Source organism: Solimonas sp. SE-A11 (genome assembly GCF_030345715.1).
Taxonomy (GTDB): Bacteria; Pseudomonadota; Gammaproteobacteria; order Nevskiales; family Nevskiaceae; genus Solimonas_A.
Genome location: NZ_JAUASX010000003.1, coordinates 122414 through 142486 on the forward strand (window position 1 = coordinate 122414; position 20073 = coordinate 142486).

The window sequence follows — 20073 nt, forward strand, 5'->3', positions numbered from 1 at the left end:
CCCTCCATGAAACATCTGCTCACTCTCCTCGCCAGCGCCCTGGTTCTCGGCGCCTGCACCGCCTGCGCCCAGGACACCCAGATCGAGCGCGTCCAGAAGGCCCTGGCGCAGTACATCCCCGAGATCAAGAAAGAAGACATTCGCCAGACCAGCGCCCCGGGCCTCTACGAGGTCCAGGCCGGCCCGGTCTACGCCTACGTCACCGCCGACGGCAAGTTCCTGGTGCAGGGCGACCTGATGAACATCGAGACCGGCGAGGAGATCACCGAGAACCGCCGCCGCGAGTTCCGCCTGACCCGCCTGGCCTCGTTGGGTCCGGACAGCACCATCGAGTTCGCGCCGGCCAAGCCGCGGCATGTCGTCACCGTGTTCACCGACATCGACTGCGGCTACTGCCGCAAGCTGCACTCCGAGATCGGGGAGTACAACGACGCCGGCATCGCGATCCGCTATGTGTTCTACCCGCGCGCCGGCCTGGGCTCGGATTCCTACCGCAAGGCGGAGGCGGTCTGGTGCTCGGCCGACCGCAAGGCAGCGTTGACCAATGCCAAGGCCGGTTCGCCGATGACCGGCGACCGTCATGACTGCGCCAACCCGGTGACGCGTGACTGGCAGCTGGGCCAGGAGCTGGGCCTGCGCGGCACGCCGATGATGATCCTGCCCGACGGCGAGGTGGTCAACGGCTACGTGCCGGCGCAGCAGTTGGCGATGCGCCTGGACAACCCGCCGCGCCAGGACAGCCTGCCCAGGTAAGCCGACGCGAGTCGATGGAAAGGCCCGCCTCGGCGGGCTTTTTCGTTGGCGCGCCAAGGCATACTTCCGCCACCCATGACCGCCCACGGCCCCGAATACCCGGATGTCCTGCCGCGCATCGCCGCGCCGGAGCTGTTCGCCCGCATGCTGCGTGCGCCCGGAGCGGCACCGGCGCTGCTTTGCGTCAGCAGCCGCCTGGCGCAGCACCTGTTCGAGGCGCATGCCCGCGCGGCGCAGGCCCAGGGCCTGTCGGCCTGGGAAACGCCGGTGATCCTGACGCTGGAGGCCTTCCTGCAGTCCGCGGCAGAGACCGTGCGCCTGGACCTGCGCCGGCAGGGCCGGCCGCTGCCGCAGGCGCTGCGCCCGCAGCAGCGGCGCCTGCTGTGGCGGCTGACCATCGACGAGACGCGACAGGAACAGCCGCTGCTGCGCGAGGCCGAGGCGGCACAGCTCGCCGCGGAAGCCTGGGACCTGGTCCACGAATACGACCTGCCGCTGCCGCTGCCGGCGACCACGCCGGACGTGGAGCGCTTCAACCACTGGGCGCAGCAGTACCGCAAGCGCTGCCAGGCGCTGGAGCGCGTCGATGCGCAGGGCTGGCGTACCGCCCTGCTGCGGGCGATTGCGGAGGGACGGGTGCCGGTGCCGACCGACGTGGTGCTGGCCGGCTTCCACGAGCACACGCCGTCGCTGCGGCGCCTGGTGTCGGCGCTGCATGTGGCGGGCAGCACGCTGCAGGAACTGCAGCCGCCGGCGCGCGAAGCCCGTGTCCGGCTGGTCGGCGCCGCCGATGCCGAGCAGGAGCTGCGGGCCGCGGCGAGCTGGGCCGCCGCGCGCCTGCGCGAACAGCCGCTGCAGCGCATCGGCGTGATCGTGCCGGACATCGGCAGCCGCCGCGGCGCGGTGCAGCGCCTGTTCGACGAGCAGCTCTGCCCGCAGGCCGAGGCGGTGGACGCGCACAGCCTGGCACGACCCTACAACCTGACGCTGGGCGAGCCGCTGTCCGACACCGCGCTGCCGCAGGCCGCGCTGCGCCTGCTGCGCTGGCTACACGAGCCCTTGCCCTACGCGGACGCCACCGCCCTGCTGTGCTCGCCGGCCTGGGGCGGTGGCGAGGACGAGCGCCTGCAGCGTGCGGCGATCGATGCCCGCCTGCGGCGTGAAGGACATACCGAGGTCAGCCTGGAATCGCTGCGCCACTATGCGCGCTCCGAATCGCTGCGCGGGCGTTGCGAGGCGCTGATGGCGTTGCGGCAGCCGCAGCGCCGTGCGCAGGCGGGTGAGTGGGTGGACGTGGTCGGCGAGGTCCTGGAGGCGGCCGGCTGGCCGGGCGCCCGCGCGCTCGATAGCGAGGAGTACCAGGCGCACCAGGCCTGGAGTGCCTGCCTGGCCGAGCTGGGCCGGCTGGAATCGCTGCTGGGCCGCGTGCCCTGGTCCGCCGCCGTCGCGCAGCTGCGCGAGATCGCCGAGCAGACCTTGTTCCAGCCGCAGTCGCTGGCCACCGGCGTGCAGGTGATGGGTGCGCTGGAGGCCGAGGGCCTGGAGTTCGACGCGCTGTGGATCGCCGGCTTCGACGACGAGCACTGGCCGGCCGCGGTGAAGCCGCATCCCTTCATCCCGTATGCGCTGCAGCGCGAGCGTGGCCTGCCGCATGCCTCGGCGGCGCAGGAATTGGACTATGCACGGCGCCTGACGGCGCGCTGGCTCGCCGCCGCGCCGGAAGTGGTGCTGTCCTGGCCGCGCCAGGAGCAGGATCGGCCGCTCGCGCCCAGCCCGCTGCTGGCGCCCTGGCTGGAGCAGGCAGAACTGCTGCCACCGCAACCCCTGCCGTGCAGCTGGCAGGCGCAGCCGCCTCAGGCGCTGGACATACTGCTGGATGCCCAGGCGCCGCCGCTGCCGCCGGAGAGCCGTGCGCCGGGTGGCGTGCGCCTGCTCGGCGACCAGGCGCTGTGTCCCTTCCGCGGCTTCGCCACCCACCGGCTTGGAGCGCATCGGCTGGAAGTGCCGCGCCCCGGCATCAACGCGGCGGACCGCGGCAACCTCGTGCACCGCGTGCTGGAGTCGATCTGGCGTGAGCTGCGCGACCAGCAGGGATTGATGTCGCTGGATGCGGCGCAACTGGAGGAACACATCGGCACCGCCGTGGATGCGGCGCTGACGCGATTGCTGCGCGAGGCGCCTCAGCGCCTGCGCGCGGGCATGCGCCGCCTGGAGGATGAGCGTCTGCGGCGCCTGGTCGCCGCCTGGCTGGAACAGGAGAAGCTGCGCCTGCCGTTCCGCGTGATCGAGCTGGAAGGGCGCGCGCCGGAACTGGGGCCCGAGCTGGCTCCGGGCAGCGATGGCGAGGTGGAGTTCGAGGGCTTGCGCCTGCGCCTGCGGCGCGACCGCGTGGACGAGTTGGAGGACGGCGGTCGGCTGGTGCTGGACTACAAGAGCGGCGGGCGGCGCAAGGCGCCCTGGACCGATGAGCGCCCGGAGGAGCCGCAGTTGCTGATCTACGCGCTCACCGGCGGTGGCGTGCAGGCTATCGCCTACGGACGCCTGGTTGCCGGGGCCATCGGCTTCGAAGGCATTGCCGTGGCGCCGGAACTCGCGCCGGGCATCGCGTCCTGGGACAGCGTCAAGCAGACCGCCGATGCCGACGGGTGGCAGGCCCTGCTGGGTCGCTGGCGTGGCCAGCTGCACACCGTGGCCACCGAGGTGCGTGAGGGCTGGGCGGCGGTGACGCCCAAGCATGCACGCCAGACCTGCCGCGACTGCGACCTGCATGCGCTGTGCCGTGTGCGCGAGAGCGTGGCGGAAGTGGCGGAGGGCGAGCCATGACGAACATCGCCGATCGTGCGCAACGCGAACGGGCCCTGGATCCCGAGGCCAGCTTCATCGTCCAGGCCCCTGCAGGCTCCGGCAAGACCGAGCTGCTGACGCAGCGCGTGCTGGCCCTGCTGGCGGGCGTCAATGAGCCCGAGGAAGTCGTGGCGATCACCTTCACGCGCAAGGCCGCGGCGGAGATGCGCCATCGCGTGTTCGCGGCCGTGCAGCAGGCGCAGTCCGGCGGCGAGCCGGCCGACGAGCATCGGCGCCAGACCTGGCGGCTGGCGCGCGCCGCGCTGGAACGCTCGCAGGAGCGCGGCTGGGGCCTGCAGGACAATCCACAACGCCTGCGCATCCTGACCATCGATGCGCTGTGCGCGCAGATCACGCAGCAGGCGCCACTCACGGCCGGCTTCGGCGGGCGCGTGCAGGTGGCGGAACATCCGCAGCTGGCCTACCGCGAGGCGGCGCGTGCCACCATCGAGCTGATCGAGAGCACACCTGCGCTGGCCGCGTCGGTGGCGCGGGTGCTGACGCACTTCGACAACCGTACCGCGTTGCTGGAATCGCAACTGGTCTTGCTGCTCGGCCGCCGAGATCAATGGATCTCCTACACGCTGGCCGATGACCGCGCCGAGCGAACGCGCGAGGTGCTGGAGTCGGCGCTGGCGGAATTCGTCGCCGGCAGCCTGGCGGAGGTCGAGGCCTTGTTGCCGCGGCCGCTGCGTATCGCCTGGCTGGATTCGGCGGCCTATGCCTCGTCGAGCCTCTACGCCGCGCAGCCGGGGCTGGCGCTGCATGCGTTGCGCGACGGCGAATGGCCGCGCTGCGATGCGGCGGGCCTGGTCTCCTGGCAGGTGCTGGCCGACCTGGTGCTGAAGCGCGACGGCGACTGGCGCAAGGTGGTCAACGCCACCAACGGTTTCCCTGCCGGCAAGAGCAAGGCCGAGAAGGCCGAGCGTGATCCGCCGCGCCAGGCGCACTTGGAACTGATCGCCGCGCTGACTGAAATCCCCGGCCTGCGCGAGCGCCTGGGGCAGCTGCGCATGTTGCCGCCGCCGCGTTACAGCGATGCGCAGTGGGAGATCCTGCAGGCGCTGCTGGATACGCTGCGGCTGGCCGCCGCGCAACTGCGCCTGGTGTTCATGGCGCGCGGCGAGGTGGACTTCACCGAGGTCGCCAGCCAGGCCGTGGCGGCGCTGGGCGGGGCGGAAGGGCCGAGTGACCTGGCCTTGCGCATGGACTACCGAATCCGCCACCTGCTGGTTGACGAATTCCAGGACACCTCGGCGCTGCAGTGGCAGCTGCTGGCGCGGCTCACCGCCGGCTGGCATTCCGGTGACGGCCGCACGCTGTTCGTGGTGGGCGACCCGATGCAGAGCATCTACCGCTTTCGCAACGCCGATGTCGGCCTGTTCATGGATGCACGCAACCAGGGCATCGGCAACCTGCGGCTGGAGGCCCTCCAGCTGTCCTGCAACTTCCGCTCCGAGGCCGGCGTGGTGGACTGGGTCAACCAGGCCTTCGCCAAGGTGCTGCCGGCGCAGGAGGATCGCGAACGCGGCGCCGCCCGGCATGCGCTGGCGGTGGCGACAAGGCCCGCCGCTACCGGGCCCGCGGTGGCGGTGCATGCACTGGGCGATACGCAGCCGGAAGCCGAGGCGCAGCGCGTGGTGGAACTGGTGTGCGAGGCGCAGGCCGCGGACCCGGCCGCCCGCATCGCCGTGCTGGTGCGCAGCCGCGGTCACCTGGAGGCCATCGCCCCGGCGCTGCGCGAGGCCGGGCTGGCCTACCGCGCGGTGGACATCGAGGGCCTGGCGACGCGCCCCGCGATCGAGGACCTGCGCAGCCTGACACGTGCGCTGTTGCACCCGGCGGACCGTGTCGCCTGGCTGGCCCTGCTGCGCTCGCCCTGCTGCGGCCTGACACTGGCTGATCTGCTGCCGCTGTCGGAGGGGTTGCATCCAGAGGCGCCGCTGCTCGCCGGCCTGCGCGATCCGGCGCGGCTGGCGCGGCTGTCGGCCGACGGGCGCGAGCGGCTGGCGCGCTGCATGTCGGTGCTGGAGACGGCGCTGGCGCAGCAGGGGCGCAAGCCGCTGCGACGCTGGATCGAAGGCGCTTGGCTGGCCCTGGGTGGTCCGGCCTGCGTGGCCGCGCCACGCGACCTGGCGGATGCCCAGGTGTTCTTCGCGCGGCTCGACGATCTGGCGCGCGGGCCGGAGTTGCCGGACCTGGAGGCCCTGGACCTGGCGCTGGCGGAACTCAAGGCCAGCGCCGATGCCGCGGCCGGCGAATCGCTGAGCCTGATGACGATCCACAAGTCCAAGGGCCTGGAGTTCGACGTGGTGATCGTACCGGGGCTGGGCCGCGGCACGCGCAGCGATACGCGTCCGCTGGTGGCCTGGGCCACGCGCCGCGGGCGCGACGGCGGCGAGCGCCTGCTGCTGGCGCCGCTGCACGCCAGCGGCGACGAGGAAGACCCGATCTTCGAGTTCGTGCTCGGCCTGCAGGCCGAGAAGCAGTTGCACGAGGATGCGCGCCTGGTCTACGTGGCCGCCACGCGTGCGCGCCGCAGCCTGCATCTGGTTGGCGCGCTGGAACCCGGGGCCGAGGACAAGGCGCCGCAGCCGCCGGGCCGTAGCCTGCTGGCACGGCTGTGGCCGGCGGTGGCCCAGGACTTCGCGGCGCTCGCCGCGGCAGCCGTGTCGCCCGAGCCCGAGACTGCGCGTCGCCCGCCGCCGATCCGGCGCCTGCCTATGGCCTGGAACGCGCCGCCGCTGCCGCCTGGGCCGGAGCTGCCTGCGGGACTGGCCGCGGCCGACCCGATTCCCTTCGACTGGGCCGGCGAAGCGGCCCGCGCCATCGGCGTGGCCTATCACCGCTGGATGCAGCAGATCGCGCGCGAGGGGCTGGAGCAGTGGAGTCCGGAGCGGGTGACGGCGCTGGGTGTGGAACTGGACGAGATGCTGTCAGTCGAAGGGGTCCCCACTACGCGCTGCGAGGCGGCGCGTCAGCGCGTGCAGCAGGCACTGGTAGCTACCCTGCAGGATTCGCGTGGGCGCTGGCTGTTGCAGGCACACGCGCAGGCGCGCAGCGAGTGGGAGCTGACCACCTTGGTCGACGGACAGCCGCGGCGCCTCAAGCTGGACCGCAGCTTCATCGACGAGGCGGGGCAGCGCTGGGTGGTGGACTTCAAGACCAGCGTGCACGAGGGCGGCAATGTCGAGGCCTTCCTCGAAACCGAACGGGAGCGCTACCGCGGCCAGCTCGAGGGCTACCGCAGCGCCTTGCGCGGCCTGGACGGTGGCGATGCCCGTCTGGCGCTGTATTTGCCGTTGCTGTCCGATCCAGAACATCGATGGATCGAGTTGCCGTGATCTGTCGCGATCTGCGCTGATCTTCGCGTCGCTGTGTTACAGCGGCATGTCATTATCGCTTTCCATGGTGCTGCGGCATGGAGCGACGAGAGGGTGGCGACACATTTGCGCCGCGAGCGCAATCTTGTTCGTGGCGCATCAAGCTGTTTAATCTGCAAACTCCTACAGAGCCTGACCTGATGACCTACACGCTCTCGCCCCGCTGGATTCGTGCCAACGGCCTGGAATTCGCCTATCTCGAAGCCGGCGAAGGCCCGCTTGTGCTGTGCCTCCATGGGTTCCCCGATACCGCCTGGAGTTTCGAGCCGGTGGTGAAGTCGCTGGCTGCTGCCGGTTTCCGTGCCGTGGCCGTGTTCATGCGCGGCTATGCCCCCACCGCACTGCCGGCGGATGGCGACTACCGCATCACCACGCTGGGACGCGACGTCATCGCGCTGATCGATCACTTCGGCGTCGACAAGGCGCACGTCGTGGGCCATGACTGGGGCGCGGCTGCGGCCTATACCGCCGCCGCGCTGCGGCCCGACCGCATCCACCGCATCGCCACCGCCGCGGTGCCGCACCTGCGCCGTTTCCTGCTGCGTCCGGCCCTGCGCCAGCTCAAGCGTTCGCGCTACATGGGCTTCTTCCAGCTGCCGCTGATTCCGGAACGCCGCATTCGCGCGCAGGACTTCGCCTGGCTGCGAGCCCTGATCCACGAATGGTCGCCTGACTGGAATTTCACCGACGCCGAGTTCGAGCCGCTGCGCGCGTTGTTCAGCGAGCCGGAGCGCCTGCGTGCCGCCCTGGGCTACTACCGTGCGATGCCGCGCGGCCTGCTGATGGGCGAGAGCTGGCAGACGCTGATGAAGCCGATCGCCGTGCCCACGCGCGTGATCGTCGGCGAGAACGACGGCTGCATCGGCCGCGAGATGTTCCTGGGCCAGGATCACCTGTTCTCGGCGGGTTACGAGCGCATCGAAATGGCCGGCTGTGGCCACTTCATGCACTGCGAGCAGCCCCAGGCCTTTGCCGACCTGCTGATCGAGTTCTTCAAGCGCGGCTGATCCGGGCAACGGGGAGGAGAGGGCGGGCGTGAAACTGCACATCCTCTCTGACCTGCACCTGAGCGTCTGCCCGATGGAGCGGCCGCAGGCCGAGGCCGACGTGGTGATCCTGGCGGGCGACATCTCGCGCCCGGCGGAGGCCGTGGAGTGGGCCGCTGGCTTCGGCAAGCCGGTGCTCTACGTGCCGGGCAACCACGAGTTCTACGGCGGCAGCATCGACGGCACGCTGGCGCAGTTGCGCGAGGCCTGCGGGCGCAGCGGCGTGAGGCTGCTGGATCGCGAGGCCTGCATGATCGACGGCGTGCGCTTCCTCGGTGCCACGCTGTGGACCGACTTTCGCCTGTTTCCCAACGCCGCGCAGCAAGAACTGGCGCTGCAGGGGGCGATGCGCTTCATGCGCGACTTCGCTCGCATCCGCCTGCACGAAGATGCAGAGGAGTTGCTGAGCCCGGAGTCTTCCGCCGAACTGCATGCCGGCTACCGCGACTGGCTGAGCGCGCGCCTGGACGAGCCGCACGACGGTCCCACGGTGGTGATCACCCATCACGCGCCTTCCACGCGCAGCATTTCAGCGCGCTTCGCCGGCTCACCGATCAATGCCGGATTCGTCACCGACCTGGAGTCGCTGATGGGCCGCGAGCGCGTGTCGCTGTGGATCCATGGCCATACGCACGACAGCTTCGACTACGAGATCAACGGCACGCGCGTGGTCTGCAACCCGCGCGGCTATGCCAAGGGCGAGGTCAACGAGAACCGCCGCTTCGATCCGCAGAAGGTCGTGGAGATTCATTGACGATGAATACAGCCGCCTGGAGTCGCATCGCCCGCCGTCACCCCTCAGCCTTCCTGCTGGCAGTGCAATTGCTGAGCCTGGTTGTCTATCCGCTGTTCGACGGCTTGCCCAGCGGACGGCTGGTGTTCGGCGCTTTCGGCGCGACGGCGCTGGTGCTGGCGGTCTGGGTGGTCAACCGCAGCCCGGCGGTGAACTGGGTGGCCTGGTCGCTGGCGGTGCCGGCCCTGGTCAGCGCGGTGCTGGCGGCCATCCTCAAGAGCCAGGCCCTGCTGGTGACGGCCTCGCTGCTGGAGGCGCTGCTGTACTTCTATGCTGCCGGTGCCCTGATCCTGTACATGATGAACGACAACCGCGTCACTGCCGATGAGCTCTATGCGGCAGGCGCCACGTTCACCTTGCTGGCCTGGGGTTTCGCCTATCTCTTCGTGGTCTGCCAGGCCTGGTACCCCGGCAGCTTCACCGGCGCGGTGGAACCGGAGCGTGCACGGACCTGGCTGGAGCTGCTGTTCCTCAGTTTCACCAACCTGGCGGCCGTGGGCCTGGGTGACGTGCTGCCGCTGCGCTCCGAGGCACGCGTGCTGGTGATGCTGGAGCAGTTCGTGGGCGTGGGCTACATCGCCGTGGTGGTGTCGCGGCTGATCGGCTTGACCATCCTGCGGCAGGGAAGGGAGCCGTGAGCACGACCGCTCCCAGCAAGGTCGCGATCTTCGCGGACGTCCAGAACGTCTACTATACGACCAGGCAGGCCCATGGCCGGCACTTCGACTACAACGCCTTCTGGGCGGCAGCAACCCAGGGGCGGCAGGTGTTCAAGGCGCTGGCCTATGCCATTGACCGGGGTGATGCCAAGCAGCGGCAGTTCCAGAACATCCTGCGCGGGATCGGCTTCGACGTTCAGCTGAAACCCTACATCCAGCGGGCCGACGGCTCCTCCAAGGGAGACTGGGACGTGGGCATCGCCATCGACGTCATGGACCATGCGGCAAGCGTGGACGTGGTGGTCCTGGTTTCGGGTGACGGCGATTTCTCCCTGCTGGTGGATCGCGTCCGGCAGAAGTACGGCGTGACCGTGGAAGTCTACGGCGTCGAGGCGCTTACGGCGCAGGCGCTGGTGCGGTCCGCGTCGTCGTTCGTTCCGATCGGGAACACGTTGCTGCTACGGGGTTGAGCCGATGCAGCGGCGGGTGTCCGCTCCATCTCCATGCCGTTGACCCTGGAGCCAGGTCCTGGCCTATGCTTGGGGGCATGATCCGTCCGCTGCGCTCTGCCCTGCTGATCCTGGTCCTGCTGCTGCAGGGCCTGACCCAGGCTTGGGCGCTGCCGCCGGGTTTGGCGCCTTTCACGGCGGAGGCGCAATCCGTGACGCCCTGTCATGACGATGCCGACATGGCCGACCGCATGCCCTGCTGTGACGACCAGCAGGATTGCCGCTGCAGCGCCGCCTGCTTCGGTGCGACCGGGGCCCTGGCGCCGGGCTTCTCGGTCTTCGGCGAGCTTCCCGGGCCGGTCCCACATCTGGCCGCCGCGTTTCCCGGGCCCTTGCCGGCGCATCCCGTGCCATTGCTGAGGCCACCTGCCGACTCCGGAAGCTGACGCCTTCCGCGCGCCGCTTGGGCGCGCGTTTCCGTTCGTTTTTTCCGGAGGAAGACATGTCCCTGATCCGCTGTTGCGGCGTACTGGCCTGCCTGCTGCCGGCCGCCGCTTTCGCCAAGCCCATCGCCTACCAGGGTGGCACCGCCGTCATGGGCGAGTACGGCGCCGGCACCATGCAGGAATTCCAGGTCTTCTACGCGCCCAGCTATCGCTGGTCGGCAGGCGCCGGTCATCTGCGACTGGACGACGAGGACCAGAGCTTTTCGCGCGACATCAGCTATGTCCGCGGCAACCTGTTGCTGAAGCGCTGGAACCTGCCACGGGCGCAGGCCAATGTCTTCACATGGGGCGGTGTCGGCCGTGCCGTGGGCGACGGCTTTGCAGACCCGCAGACCGCCTGGAACGCCGGCGGGCAGGCCGACTACGAGACGCTGCGGGTTTACAGCTCGCTGCGTACCGACTGGCAGTACGCCCGCGAGGCCTTCTCGCATCGCATCGACACCGTGCAACTCGGCTGGGCTCCCTACGCACACGACTGGGATCGCCTGGCGACCTGGTTCGTACTACAGGGGCGCCACTACACCGGCGGGCTTTACCAGGGCGGCGAGGCCGCGGCGCTGCTGCGTTTGTTCCGCAACGGCCGCTGGGGTGCGGCCTGGGCCGAGGCCGGCGTTACCCAGGACGGCGCCCTGCAGACCATGTTCATGTTCAATTTCTAGGAGCTTCCCATGATCCATCATGTGATCCGCTGTATCGCCGCCGCGTCGCTCGCCGCGTCGCTGGGCTTCACCGCCGTCGCGCAGGACGCACCGCGCACCGTCCAGATGAAGGTGGATGGCCTGGTCTGCGCCTTCTGTGCGCAGGGCATCTCCAAGAAGCTCGGCAAGATGCAGGCGACGCAGGAGGTGCTGGTAAACCTCGAGCTGGGCGTCGTCGCGGTGGCGCTCAAGCCGGGCCAGGAGTTGTCCGACGAGGCCTTGCGCGCCGTGCTGACCGAAGCCGGCTACACGGTGCAGGGTATCCATCGTAGCGCCGAACCGCTGGACGCGTTGCGTGCGCGACTCAAGGCCTCGCCATGAACGGCCACACGCTGGGGTTGCGCGGCAGTTTCTGGAGCGCGCTGCTGTCGATCTTCACCAGCAGTTCCACCCTGGTCTGCTGCGCGCTCCCAGCCTTGCTGGTGACGCTGGGCGCCGGCGCCACGCTGGCGGGGCTGGTCAGCAGCTTTCCGCAACTGGTGTGGCTGTCGGCGCACAAGGGACTGGTGTTCGGGCTGGCGGGCGGCATGCTGGCGGTTGCGGGCCTGCTGCAGTACCGGGCGCGCTTCGCAGCCTGTCCGGCGGACCCGCGCCTGGCGGCGGCCTGCATCCGCATGCGCCGCATCAGCCTGGGCGTATACCTGCTGTCCCTGGCGATCTACGCGTTGGGGTTGGTGTTCGCTTTCCTGCTTCCGCTCCTGGGTTGAGCCTGCGGGCGGGGCGCGTTTCATCCATACAGAGGGGTTCGCGCTCCCGCCAGCATGCTAGCGTCCCGGCATCGCGACAGGAGGAATGCAGATGGGCATGCAGGGCAAGACCGTGATGATCACCGGGGCCGCGGGTAGCCTCGGCCGTGCCGTGGCCGAGGCCTTCCAAGCCGCGGGCGCGACCCTGGCGCTCGTCGACCTGCAACTGGACGCACTACAGAAGGCCTATCCGGGCAACGATCCGCGCCGCAAGCTGCTGCCGGCCAACCTCACGGATGCCGATTCCGCCGCCCAGGCCGTGAAGCAGGCCGGCCGCGTGGATGCGCTGTGCAACATCGCCGGCGGCTTCACCATGGGCACGCCGGTGCATGCCACGCCGGCGGAAGACTGGAAGAAGATGTGGGACATCAACGCCGCCACCCTGCTCAACATGGTGCAGGCCGTGGTGCCCGGCATGATCGCGCAGGGCCGCGGCAGCATCGTCAACGTCGGGGCCGGGGCAGGGCAGAAGGGTGCCGCCCTGATGGGTGCCTACAGCGTTTCCAAGAGCGCTGTCATCCGCATGACGGAGGCCATGTCGGGCGAGTTACGCGAGCAGGGCATCAACGTCAACTGCGTGCTGCCCAGCATCATCGACACGCCGCCCAACCGTGCCGCGATGCCGGATGTCGATCCGGGGAAATGGGTGGCACCGCGGGACCTGGCCAACGTGATCCTGTTTCTGTGCTCCGACGACGCGCGTGCGGTGCATGGCGCGGCGCTGCCGGTAGTGGGACTGAGCTGATGAACGCGTCCCTGGAAGCACAGCTGCACGAGCTGCTCGACAAGCAGGCGATCACGGAGCTGATCCACGCCTATTGCAACGCGGCGGACCGGCACGACCACGCCAAGATGCGCGAGCTGTACCACGAGGACGCGATCGACGATCACGGCCATTTCGCGCGCGGACCGGCGATGGAGTTCATCGACAAGCTGCCGGAAATCCAGAAGGCGATGGCGATCCTGCACCACAACGTCACCACGGTGAACCTGAAGCTGGCGGGCGACCATGCGGAGGGTGAGGTCTACATCCTGGCCTTCCACCAGGTGAAGCACGAGAGTGAGCTGTTCGACGTGCTGATCGGCGGGCGCTACTTCGACAAGTACGAGAAGCGAGCCGGCGTGTGGAAGTTCAGCCATCGGGCGATCGTGGCGGACTGGTGTTATCCCTCGCACCCCACGAAGGTGCGGCTGGATCATCCCTTCCTGCATGGCGCCTACATCGGCGAGCCGGGGCCCAGCGATCCTTCGTACAAGTTCTTTTCGCTGTTGAAGCGAGGCGAGCGATAAGCAGTTTGGGTGGTGGCCGTTTGTGCTGAGCCTGTCGAAGCATGAACGGCTATTGGCCGAGGCTGGGTCCATTCACCCTTCGACAGGCTCAGGGCGAACGGAGGACAGGCCGGCTCTGGATGTCGGTACGTCGGGCGATGAACAGATTCGCAGCCCGTTTTCGCATCGCGAAGCCGGGTAGGGGGCAGGTTGTTTCCCGGCAACTGCTCCATGCGTTTCCCTACCTCGGGGAGCCATCCCCTCGCCGGGTTGCCTGCGGCAAACCGGGCTACGGGTTCACGCAGGCTTGTTTTCGGTGCCGGCACCCGGCGTGATGAACAGCATCTTCGTCGGCACGCGTGTCTTCGCCGTATGCCAGGTGTTGCGCGGCACCAGCACATAGCTGCCGGGTTCGGTGAGCTTGACCGACTGAATGCCGGCAGGCCCTTCCAGCAGCAGTTCCGCCGAGCCCGACAGCAGGATCACCGCTTCCTCGCCGGCCGGGTGGCGCTCCCAGGTGGACCAGTCCTCGCCAAAGCTGAAGCAGGTCATCAGGCGGCCGCGATCCAACTGCGGCATCTGGCCGGCCATGACTTTCGGCCAGAAATCCCCGGTCACCGGCACGACCGTCGCGGTGCTGCCCTCGTCCAGGTGTAGGTATTCGCGCTCGACGTGGAAGGGTTCCGCGCCGCTCATGGCGTACCCTGGAGCATCTCGCTCCAGCGCTGCTGCATCTGCTCCGGGTTGATCTCCTCGCGGCGCGAGGCGAGTTGCCAGAGATGGCCGAACGGGTCCCGCAGCATGCCGGCACGGTCGCCGTAGAACTCGTCCTGCACCGGCCGCAACAGCGTGGCGCCGGCCGCCACCGCGCGGTCCACCATGGCATCCACGTCGGAAACGTAGAGATGCAGCCGGACCGGCGTCCCGCCGACCGCGTCGGGGCCCAGGGCTCCGTAGTCCGGGTACTCGTCGGCCAGCATCAGACGACCGCCGCCGAGCCTGAGCTCCGCATGGCCGACCTTGCCGGAGGGCTCGGTGAGGCGGAATTCCTCTACCGCGCCCAGCACCGACACGTACCAGTCGATGGCGCGCGCGGCGTCCCGCAGGATCAGGTGGGGTGTCAGTGCGGAGCCGGGCTCCGGGATAGGGTTCACGGTTTTCATCATGCGGCTCCGGTTCTACACTCGGAACAATGAGTCTTCGCATTGTTCCGCAATCAGATGGCGCTGTCGCGTCGGAGTGCCCGGCCGGCGGCTGGGCCTGTGCATGAGCGTCATCGGCCTGGACGAGCTGCAGGCCCTGGCCATGCTGCCGGAGACGGCCAGCGGCTATTCCCCCTTCGGCGAGCCCTGCCTGCTGCTGGGCCTTGGCGATGCGGCCGAGCGCCGCTTGGGTGAATGGCTGCGCCGGTTGCCTTGCCCGGTGATCGGCATCGGCCGCGCGGATGCGCCGCTGGCGGCGGACTGCGACACGGTGGTGGATGACGAGCGTGCGGCGGCGCCGCTGCTGGCGGGCGTGCGCCGCAATCCCATCGCCGCCTCGGTGTTCGTGCAGTTGCTGCGCGCCACCGAGAACCTGCCGGTGCCGCATGCGCTGGCCATGGAGTCGCTGGCCTATGCCACGCTGCAGGGTGGCGTGGAGTTCCGCCGCTGGCTGGAGGGGCGGCCGGCGCCGCAGCCCCCACCCCGGGAAGCAGGGCCTGCCGTGCTGCTGTCACGCACGGCAGATGGGCTGCACCTGACGCTGAACCGGCCGGAGCGGCGCAACAGCATGTCGGTGGAGATGCGTGACGCCCTGGTTGAGGCGCTGCAGCTGGCGCTGGCCGACGATGCCGTCTGCGCCGTCCGTATCGACGGGGTCGGCAAGTGCTTCAGCACCGGTGGCGAGCTGGACGAGTTCGGCACCGCGCCGGACCCGGCCACGGCGCACGCCGTGCGCAGCCTTACCGTGCCGGGGCGCCTGCTGGCGGCCTGTGCGGAACGCGCGGAGGCGAGGGTGCATGGCGCCTGCATCGGCTCCGGCATCGAATTCCCCGCCTTCGCCGGAAGAGTCGTCGCGGCGCCGGATGCCTGGTTCCAGTTGCCGGAACTGCAGTTCGGCCTGATCCCCGGTGCCGGCGGCTGCGTCAGCATCCCGCGGCGCATCGGCCGCCAGCGTGCAGCCTGGATGGTGCTGGGCGGCAAGCGGATCGACGCCGCCACCGCCCGGGACTGGCGCTTGGTGGATGCTGTAGAGCCCTAGCGGGCGTTGGCCTCGGTCACGGCCTCATTGATGCGCATCTGGATGCGCGCCATGTCGGCGTTGCCGGCGTTCATGTAATCGGTGATGCACTTGGAGTAGACCTGCGCCCTCTGGTTGTAGATGCGCACCTCGCCGTTGTAGGCCAGGGCCTCGGCGCTGCCGCCGACGCCGGAGGGCATCTGCGGCATCACCGGCTTGCTGCAGGAATGCGCGGGGTAGCCGCCCGGGGGCAGCAGGGTCGGCTCCTCGGCCAGGGCACTGCCACAGAAAAGGAGGGCCGCGAGGGCGGGGGCAAGAATCAGGCGGTTGCGCATGCTGGGTCTCGAGGAAGAAGGCCTTGCTAGGACGTAACGATCTGCGATCATCGCGGTGGCCGCAACCTGCCGCCGTCGTCAGGTTCGTGTAACGCCCAGAGGAGTCCGGGGTACCCATGAAGTTTCTCTTCTTCCTGGCGGTCGTGGCGGCGGTCTTCCTGTGGCTGCGGTCGCTGGTGTTGCGACAGGGCAACCGGCAGGACTCCACGGCGGGGCGGGGCAGCAACCAGGCCAGCGCGCCTGCCGACAGCTATGCCAATCCCTACGAACCGCGGGACTACGATGGTGGCTGCCGCCCCCAGGACGCGGACGGCGCGGGCGGTTCCGACAGCGACAGCAGCTCCAGTGGTGACGGTGGCGGGAGCGATGGTGGAGGCGGCAGCGACTGAGACATGAATTTCCTGGCCCATCTCTGGCTGGCCGAGCGCAGCGCCACCTCGCTGCCGGGCGCGATCCTCGGCGACATCGTCCATGGGCGTGACCTGTCCGCCTATCCGGACGACATCGTCACCGGCATCCGCCTGCACCGGCGCATCGACGTGCTGACCGACAGCCACCCGGGCATCGTTGCCCTGCGCAGTGGCTATCCGCAGGGCGCGCGCCGCTATGCCGGCATCCTGCTGGACCTGGTCTGCGACCATGCGCTGATCCTGGATTGGGAGCGGTATGCCGACGAGCCGCTAGCGGATTTCTGCCGGCGCAGTGCGCAACAGGTGGCGGAAGGCGCCGAGTGGTTCCAGCTCGCCGGTGCCCGCCGGCCGCAGGCCGAGAGCTTTTCGCAGTTGCTGCTGTCTTATGGGGAGCCGCAGGGCATCGATCAGGCGATCCGCCGCACCGCGCAGCGCCTGAGCCGGCCGCAGGCCTTGCTGGAGGCAGGGTCCGGCTGGCGTGAGGTGCTGCCGGCCCTGCGTGAAACCCTGCCGTCGCTGCTGCAGGATCTGTGCCAGGCACAAATCTAGTTCATTGCGAGGCAGTCGGCCCTCAGCGGGCACTGCTATCTTCGCCGTCATGTCGATTGGAGAACGTCCATGAAGCTATTCGAGTCCTTCCGCCTGCGTGAGGTGGAGCTGCGCAACCGCATCGCCGTGTCGCCGATGTGCCAGTACTCCGCCGAAGACGGCGCGCCGACCCACTGGCACCTGGTGCACCTGGGCAGCCGTGCTATCGGCGGCGCCGGGCTGGTGATCGCCGAGGCCTCGGCGGTGCTGCCGGAGGGGCGCATCTCGCCGGTGGATACCGGCATCTGGAGCGACGCCCATGTCGAGGCCTGGGCACCGATCACTCGTTTCATCGACGAGGCTGGCGCCGTGCCGGCGATCCAGCTCGCGCACGCCGGCCGCAAGGCCAGCACTGACACGCCCTGGCTCGGCGGCAAACCCCTGGCGCCGGAGCAAGGCGGCTGGGCGCCGGTGGTAGCGCCCAGCGCGCTGCCCTTCGACGAGCAGTCACCCACGCCGCAGGCACTGGACGAGGCTGGCATCCAGGCGGTGATCGAGGGGTTCCGCGCGGCCACCGTTCGGGCGCTGGTAGCCGGTTTCCGCATGGTGGAAATTCATGGCGCGCATGGTTACCTGCTGCATGAATTCCTGTCGCCGCTGAGCAACCACCGCACCGACGCCTGGGGCGGCAGTTTCGACGGCCGCACGCGTCTGCTGCGCGAGGTGATCGCGGCGGTGCGCGAGGTCTGGCCGGAGCGCCTGCCGCTGTTGCTGCGCATCTCCGCCACCGACTGGGCCGAGAGTGGCGGCTGGGACATCGAGCAGAGCATCGAACTGGCGCGTGAGGTGAAGGCGCTGGGCGTGGACCTGATCGACGTCTCCTCCGGCGGTACGCTGCCCTCGGCGGTGCGCATTCCGGTGGGGCCGGGCTACCAGGTGCCGTTTGCGGCGCGCATCCGCCGCGAGGCGGGCATCGCCACCGGCGCGGTCGGCGGTATCGTCGATCCGGCGCAGGCGCAGCAGATCGTCCACAACGGTGATGCCGACATGGTGCTATTGGCACGGCAGATGCTGCGCGATCCCTATTGGCCCTACCACGCCGCCAAGGCGCTGAGGGCGGAGATCGCGGCGCCGAAGCAGTACGGCCGCGCCTGGTAGGTAATGCCCAGGCATCTCTGATTTGGTTGCCGTTCGCCCTGAGCCTGTCGAAGGGGGGCGGCAACTCGTTGACGGACCTGGCGGGAAATCCGCCCATGCTTCGACGGGCTCAGCACGAACGGACTTCTTCAGGGGTTCCCTAGACGGTCGCTAGGGCCTGATCGAGCATCAGCGCCTCGAAGCGCTCTGCCGGCATCGGCCGGGCCAGGTAGAAGCCCTGCAGTTCATCGCAGCCGTTGGCGCCGAGGAATGCCTGCTGCTCGGCGGTCTCCACGCCCTCGGCCAGTACGCGCAGGTCCAGGTTGTGGCCCAGCGAGATGATCGCCCGGACGATCGCGGCCGAGTCCGGGTCCGTGGTGACCTCGCGCAGGAAGGAGCGGTCGATCTTCAGTGACTGCACCGGGAAGCGCTTGAGCTGGCTCAGGCTGGAATAGCCGGTGCCGAAGTCGTCCATCGACAGGCGCACACCCAGCGCCCGCAGACGCTGCAGGATGGCCGCCGCCTGTTCGGCGTCCGGCAGCACCATGCTCTCGGTGACCTCCAGCTCCAGCAGCTCCGCCGGTAGGCCGGTTTCCGCGAGCACCGCCGACACCGTGGCGGCAATGTCGCCATGCACGATCTGGCGGCGCGACAGGTTCACCGACACGGGTATGGGGCCGATGCCGCTGTCGAGCCAGGCGCGGTTCTGCAGGCAGGCCGTGCGCATCACCCAGTGGCCCATGGCCAGGATCAGCCCGGTCTCCTCGGCCAGGGGGATGAAGGTCTCCGGCATCACCATGCCTTCCGGAGACTCCCAGCGCAGCAGGGCCTCGGCACCGGTGATCAGGCCGCTGCGCAGGTCGAACTTGGGCTGGTAGTGCAGGCGGAACTCGTCGCGCTCGATGGCCTGGCCCATGCGAGTCAGCAGCTCCAGCCGCCCGGCCACGCCGGCCTGCAATTCATCGGTGTAGTACTGCACGTTGTTGCGCCCGGCTTCCTTGGCGCGGTACATCGCCATGTCGGCGTTGCGCAGCAGCGCGGTGGCGTCCTCGCCGTCGCCGGGGAACAGGCTGATGCCGATGCTGCAGGTCACGCGCAGTTCACGGCCGCCGAGCGCACAGGGCTGGCAAATCGCGTCCAGCATCAGCCCGGCGAGATAGGCGATGCTGCCGCGGTGGGTGCGCGGCAGCAGCACCACGAACTCGTCGCCACTTTGGCGCGCCACCACGGCGCCGTCGCGCAGGCAGGCGCGCAGGCGCTGGGCCATAGTGCGCAACAGGGCGTCACCGCTGTGATGACCGAGGGTATCGTTGATCAGCTTGAACTGGTCCAGGTCGATGAAGGCCACGGCCACCTGGTCGCCCTGCTCCCGGGCGACATCCAGTGCCTGCTGCAGGCGTTCCTGCAGCAGCAGACGGTTGGGCAGGCCGGTGAGGGCATCGTGCGTGGCCTGGTAGCGCATCGCGGCGTCGTGCAGCTTGCGCTCGGTGATGGCCTCCACCGTGCCCTCGTACATCAGCAACTGCCCTTCGGCGTCGCGTACCTCGCGGGCGTTCTCCGAGATCCACATGACGCTGCGGTCTCGGCGGTAGACCTGCGACTCGAAGTTGGTCACGGAGCCGTCGCGGGCCATGGCCGTCATGAACTGGGCGCGCCGGCCGGGCTCCACGTAGAGCTGGCGGTCGATGTCGCGCAGAAGGGCGATGAGCTGCTCCGGCGAGTCGTAGCCGTACATGCGTGCCAGCGCCGGGTTGACGGTGACGTAGCCGGCATCCGGCGTGGACTGGAAGATGCCCTCGATGGCGTTCTCGAAGATGCTGCGGTAGCGGCGCTCGGCCTCCGCCAGGGATTCCTCCGAGCGCTTGCGCTCGGTAATGTCCTGGATGATGCCCTCCAGCGACTCCACCTGGCCCCGCTCGTCGAAATTGCCGGCGCCGCGCTCCCAGACCCAGCGGCTGCTGCCGTCGGCGTGGGCGATGCGGTATTCCACCTCGTAGCGGCGACGTTCACTCAGGGCGGCATCCACCGAGGACCGCACGCCGGCCCGGTCGTCCGGGTGCATCAGCTGCTCGAAGGACAGTCGCCGGTTCAGGATCAGGTCCTGCGGCTGGTAGCCGGTCAGCGCCAGGCAGCCCTCGCTGACGAACTCCATGGTCCAGTGCTCGTCGTGGCGGCAACGGTAGATCATGCCGTCGACGTTCGACAGCAGGGTAGTGAGCAGCCGCTCCCGCTGCTTGACCCCATCAAGTCCTGGCACGCGGCCCTCATTGGCCTTGCTGCGCTTCTGCGACTCTGGC

Annotated in this window: 21 protein-coding genes; 17 read left to right on the plus strand and 4 right to left on the minus strand. The window is 69.3% G+C overall.

The window, feature by feature from the left end; genetic code table 11:
• The first annotated feature begins 6 nt into the window (after positions 1-6).
• The 13 genes from QT386_RS05510 to QT386_RS05570 all read left to right on the plus strand — a co-directional run bounded on the left by QT386_RS05510 (position 7) and on the right by QT386_RS05570 (position 13167).
• Positions 7-753, plus strand: a complete 747-nt coding sequence (locus QT386_RS05510; protein ID WP_289272741.1) for a DsbC family protein — start codon at positions 7-9, stop codon at positions 751-753.
• A 75-nt stretch (positions 754-828) separates the two neighbouring features.
• Positions 829-3576 carry a PD-(D/E)XK nuclease family protein gene (locus QT386_RS05515; protein ID WP_289272742.1) on the plus strand — a complete coding sequence of 916 codons (2748 nt, stop codon included), beginning with the start codon at positions 829-831 and terminating at the stop codon, positions 3574-3576.
• A complete protein-coding gene (locus tag QT386_RS05520; protein ID WP_289272743.1) occupies positions 3573-6941 on the plus strand; it encodes a UvrD-helicase domain-containing protein in 3369 nt (1122 codons plus the stop codon). Before QT386_RS05515 ends, QT386_RS05520 begins: the two co-directional genes overlap by 4 nt.
• Before the next feature lie 179 nt (positions 6942-7120).
• A complete protein-coding gene (locus tag QT386_RS05525; RefSeq protein WP_289272744.1) occupies positions 7121-7987 on the plus strand; it encodes an alpha/beta fold hydrolase in 867 nt (288 codons plus the stop codon).
• Between the two features lie 28 nt (positions 7988-8015).
• Positions 8016-8780: a metallophosphoesterase gene (locus tag QT386_RS05530; RefSeq protein WP_289272745.1), complete on the plus strand. Its 765-nt coding sequence runs from the start codon at positions 8016-8018 to the stop codon at positions 8778-8780.
• A 2-nt stretch (positions 8781-8782) separates the two neighbouring features.
• Positions 8783-9457, plus strand: a complete 675-nt coding sequence (locus QT386_RS05535; protein WP_289272746.1) for an ion channel — start codon at positions 8783-8785, stop codon at positions 9455-9457.
• Complete coding sequence (locus QT386_RS05540) at positions 9454-9948, plus strand: NYN domain-containing protein (protein WP_289272747.1); 495 nt, start codon at positions 9454-9456, stop codon at positions 9946-9948. The genes QT386_RS05535 and QT386_RS05540 overlap by 4 nt, the downstream gene beginning before the upstream one ends.
• A gap of 77 nt (positions 9949-10025) precedes the next feature.
• Complete coding sequence (locus tag QT386_RS05545) at positions 10026-10373, plus strand: hypothetical protein (RefSeq protein ID WP_289272748.1); 348 nt, start codon at positions 10026-10028, stop codon at positions 10371-10373.
• A 56-nt stretch (positions 10374-10429) separates the two neighbouring features.
• Positions 10430-11092, plus strand: a complete 663-nt coding sequence (locus QT386_RS05550; RefSeq protein WP_289272749.1) for a hypothetical protein — start codon at positions 10430-10432, stop codon at positions 11090-11092.
• A 9-nt stretch (positions 11093-11101) separates the two neighbouring features.
• Positions 11102-11452: a heavy-metal-associated domain-containing protein gene (locus tag QT386_RS05555; RefSeq protein WP_289272750.1), complete on the plus strand. Its 351-nt coding sequence runs from the start codon at positions 11102-11104 to the stop codon at positions 11450-11452.
• The gene (locus QT386_RS05560; protein ID WP_289272751.1) at positions 11449-11838 is read left to right on the plus strand and encodes a hypothetical protein; all 390 of its coding nucleotides are present in this window, start codon (positions 11449-11451) and stop codon (positions 11836-11838) included. The genes QT386_RS05555 and QT386_RS05560 overlap by 4 nt, the downstream gene beginning before the upstream one ends.
• Positions 11839-11929: 91 nt before the next feature.
• On the plus strand, positions 11930-12622 hold the full coding sequence (locus QT386_RS05565; RefSeq protein WP_367401393.1) for an SDR family NAD(P)-dependent oxidoreductase: 693 nt from the start codon (positions 11930-11932) through the stop codon (positions 12620-12622).
• Positions 12622-13167 (plus strand): nuclear transport factor 2 family protein, encoded by a 546-nt coding sequence (locus QT386_RS05570; protein WP_289272753.1) that lies wholly within the window; start codon positions 12622-12624, stop codon positions 13165-13167. The genes QT386_RS05565 and QT386_RS05570 overlap by 1 nt, the downstream gene beginning before the upstream one ends.
• 276 nt (positions 13168-13443) lie before the next feature.
• On the opposite strand, the gene QT386_RS05575 is transcribed toward QT386_RS05570, so the two are convergent.
• Together QT386_RS05575 and QT386_RS05580 are read right to left on the minus strand one after the other, a co-directional pair.
• Complete coding sequence (locus QT386_RS05575; protein ID WP_289272754.1) at positions 13444-13842, minus strand: cupin domain-containing protein; 399 nt, start codon at positions 13840-13842, stop codon at positions 13444-13446.
• Positions 13839-14312: a VOC family protein gene (locus QT386_RS05580; protein ID WP_289272755.1), complete on the minus strand. Its 474-nt coding sequence runs from the start codon at positions 14310-14312 to the stop codon at positions 13839-13841. The genes QT386_RS05575 and QT386_RS05580 overlap by 4 nt, the downstream gene beginning before the upstream one ends.
• A 100-nt stretch (positions 14313-14412) precedes the next feature.
• Between QT386_RS05580 and QT386_RS05585 the strand changes: the two genes are divergently transcribed.
• Positions 14413-15387: an enoyl-CoA hydratase/isomerase family protein gene (locus tag QT386_RS05585; protein WP_289272756.1), complete on the plus strand. Its 975-nt coding sequence runs from the start codon at positions 14413-14415 to the stop codon at positions 15385-15387.
• Here QT386_RS05585 and QT386_RS05590 read toward each other — a convergent pair.
• Complete coding sequence (locus QT386_RS05590; RefSeq protein ID WP_289272757.1) at positions 15384-15701, minus strand: hypothetical protein; 318 nt, start codon at positions 15699-15701, stop codon at positions 15384-15386. The two genes, QT386_RS05585 and QT386_RS05590, sit on opposite strands and share 4 nt — an antisense overlap.
• Positions 15702-15817: 116 nt before the next feature.
• Between QT386_RS05590 and QT386_RS05595 the strand changes: the two genes are divergently transcribed.
• From QT386_RS05595 to QT386_RS05605, 3 genes are all read left to right on the plus strand, one after another.
• Complete coding sequence (locus QT386_RS05595) at positions 15818-16090, plus strand: hypothetical protein (protein WP_289272758.1); 273 nt, start codon at positions 15818-15820, stop codon at positions 16088-16090.
• A 3-nt stretch (positions 16091-16093) separates the two neighbouring features.
• Positions 16094-16660 carry an ACP phosphodiesterase gene (locus QT386_RS05600; RefSeq protein WP_289272759.1) on the plus strand — a complete coding sequence of 189 codons (567 nt, stop codon included), beginning with the start codon at positions 16094-16096 and terminating at the stop codon, positions 16658-16660.
• 69 nt (positions 16661-16729) lie between these two features.
• Entirely contained in the window at positions 16730-17797 is a 1068-nt protein-coding gene (locus QT386_RS05605) for an NADH:flavin oxidoreductase/NADH oxidase (protein ID WP_289272760.1), read from the plus strand.
• Between the two features lie 139 nt (positions 17798-17936).
• Here the strand turns inward: QT386_RS05605 and QT386_RS05610 are convergent, their stop codons facing one another.
• Positions 17937-20033, minus strand: a complete 2097-nt coding sequence (locus QT386_RS05610) for an EAL domain-containing protein (protein ID WP_289272761.1) — start codon at positions 20031-20033, stop codon at positions 17937-17939.
• Positions 20034-20073 lie beyond the last annotated feature (40 nt).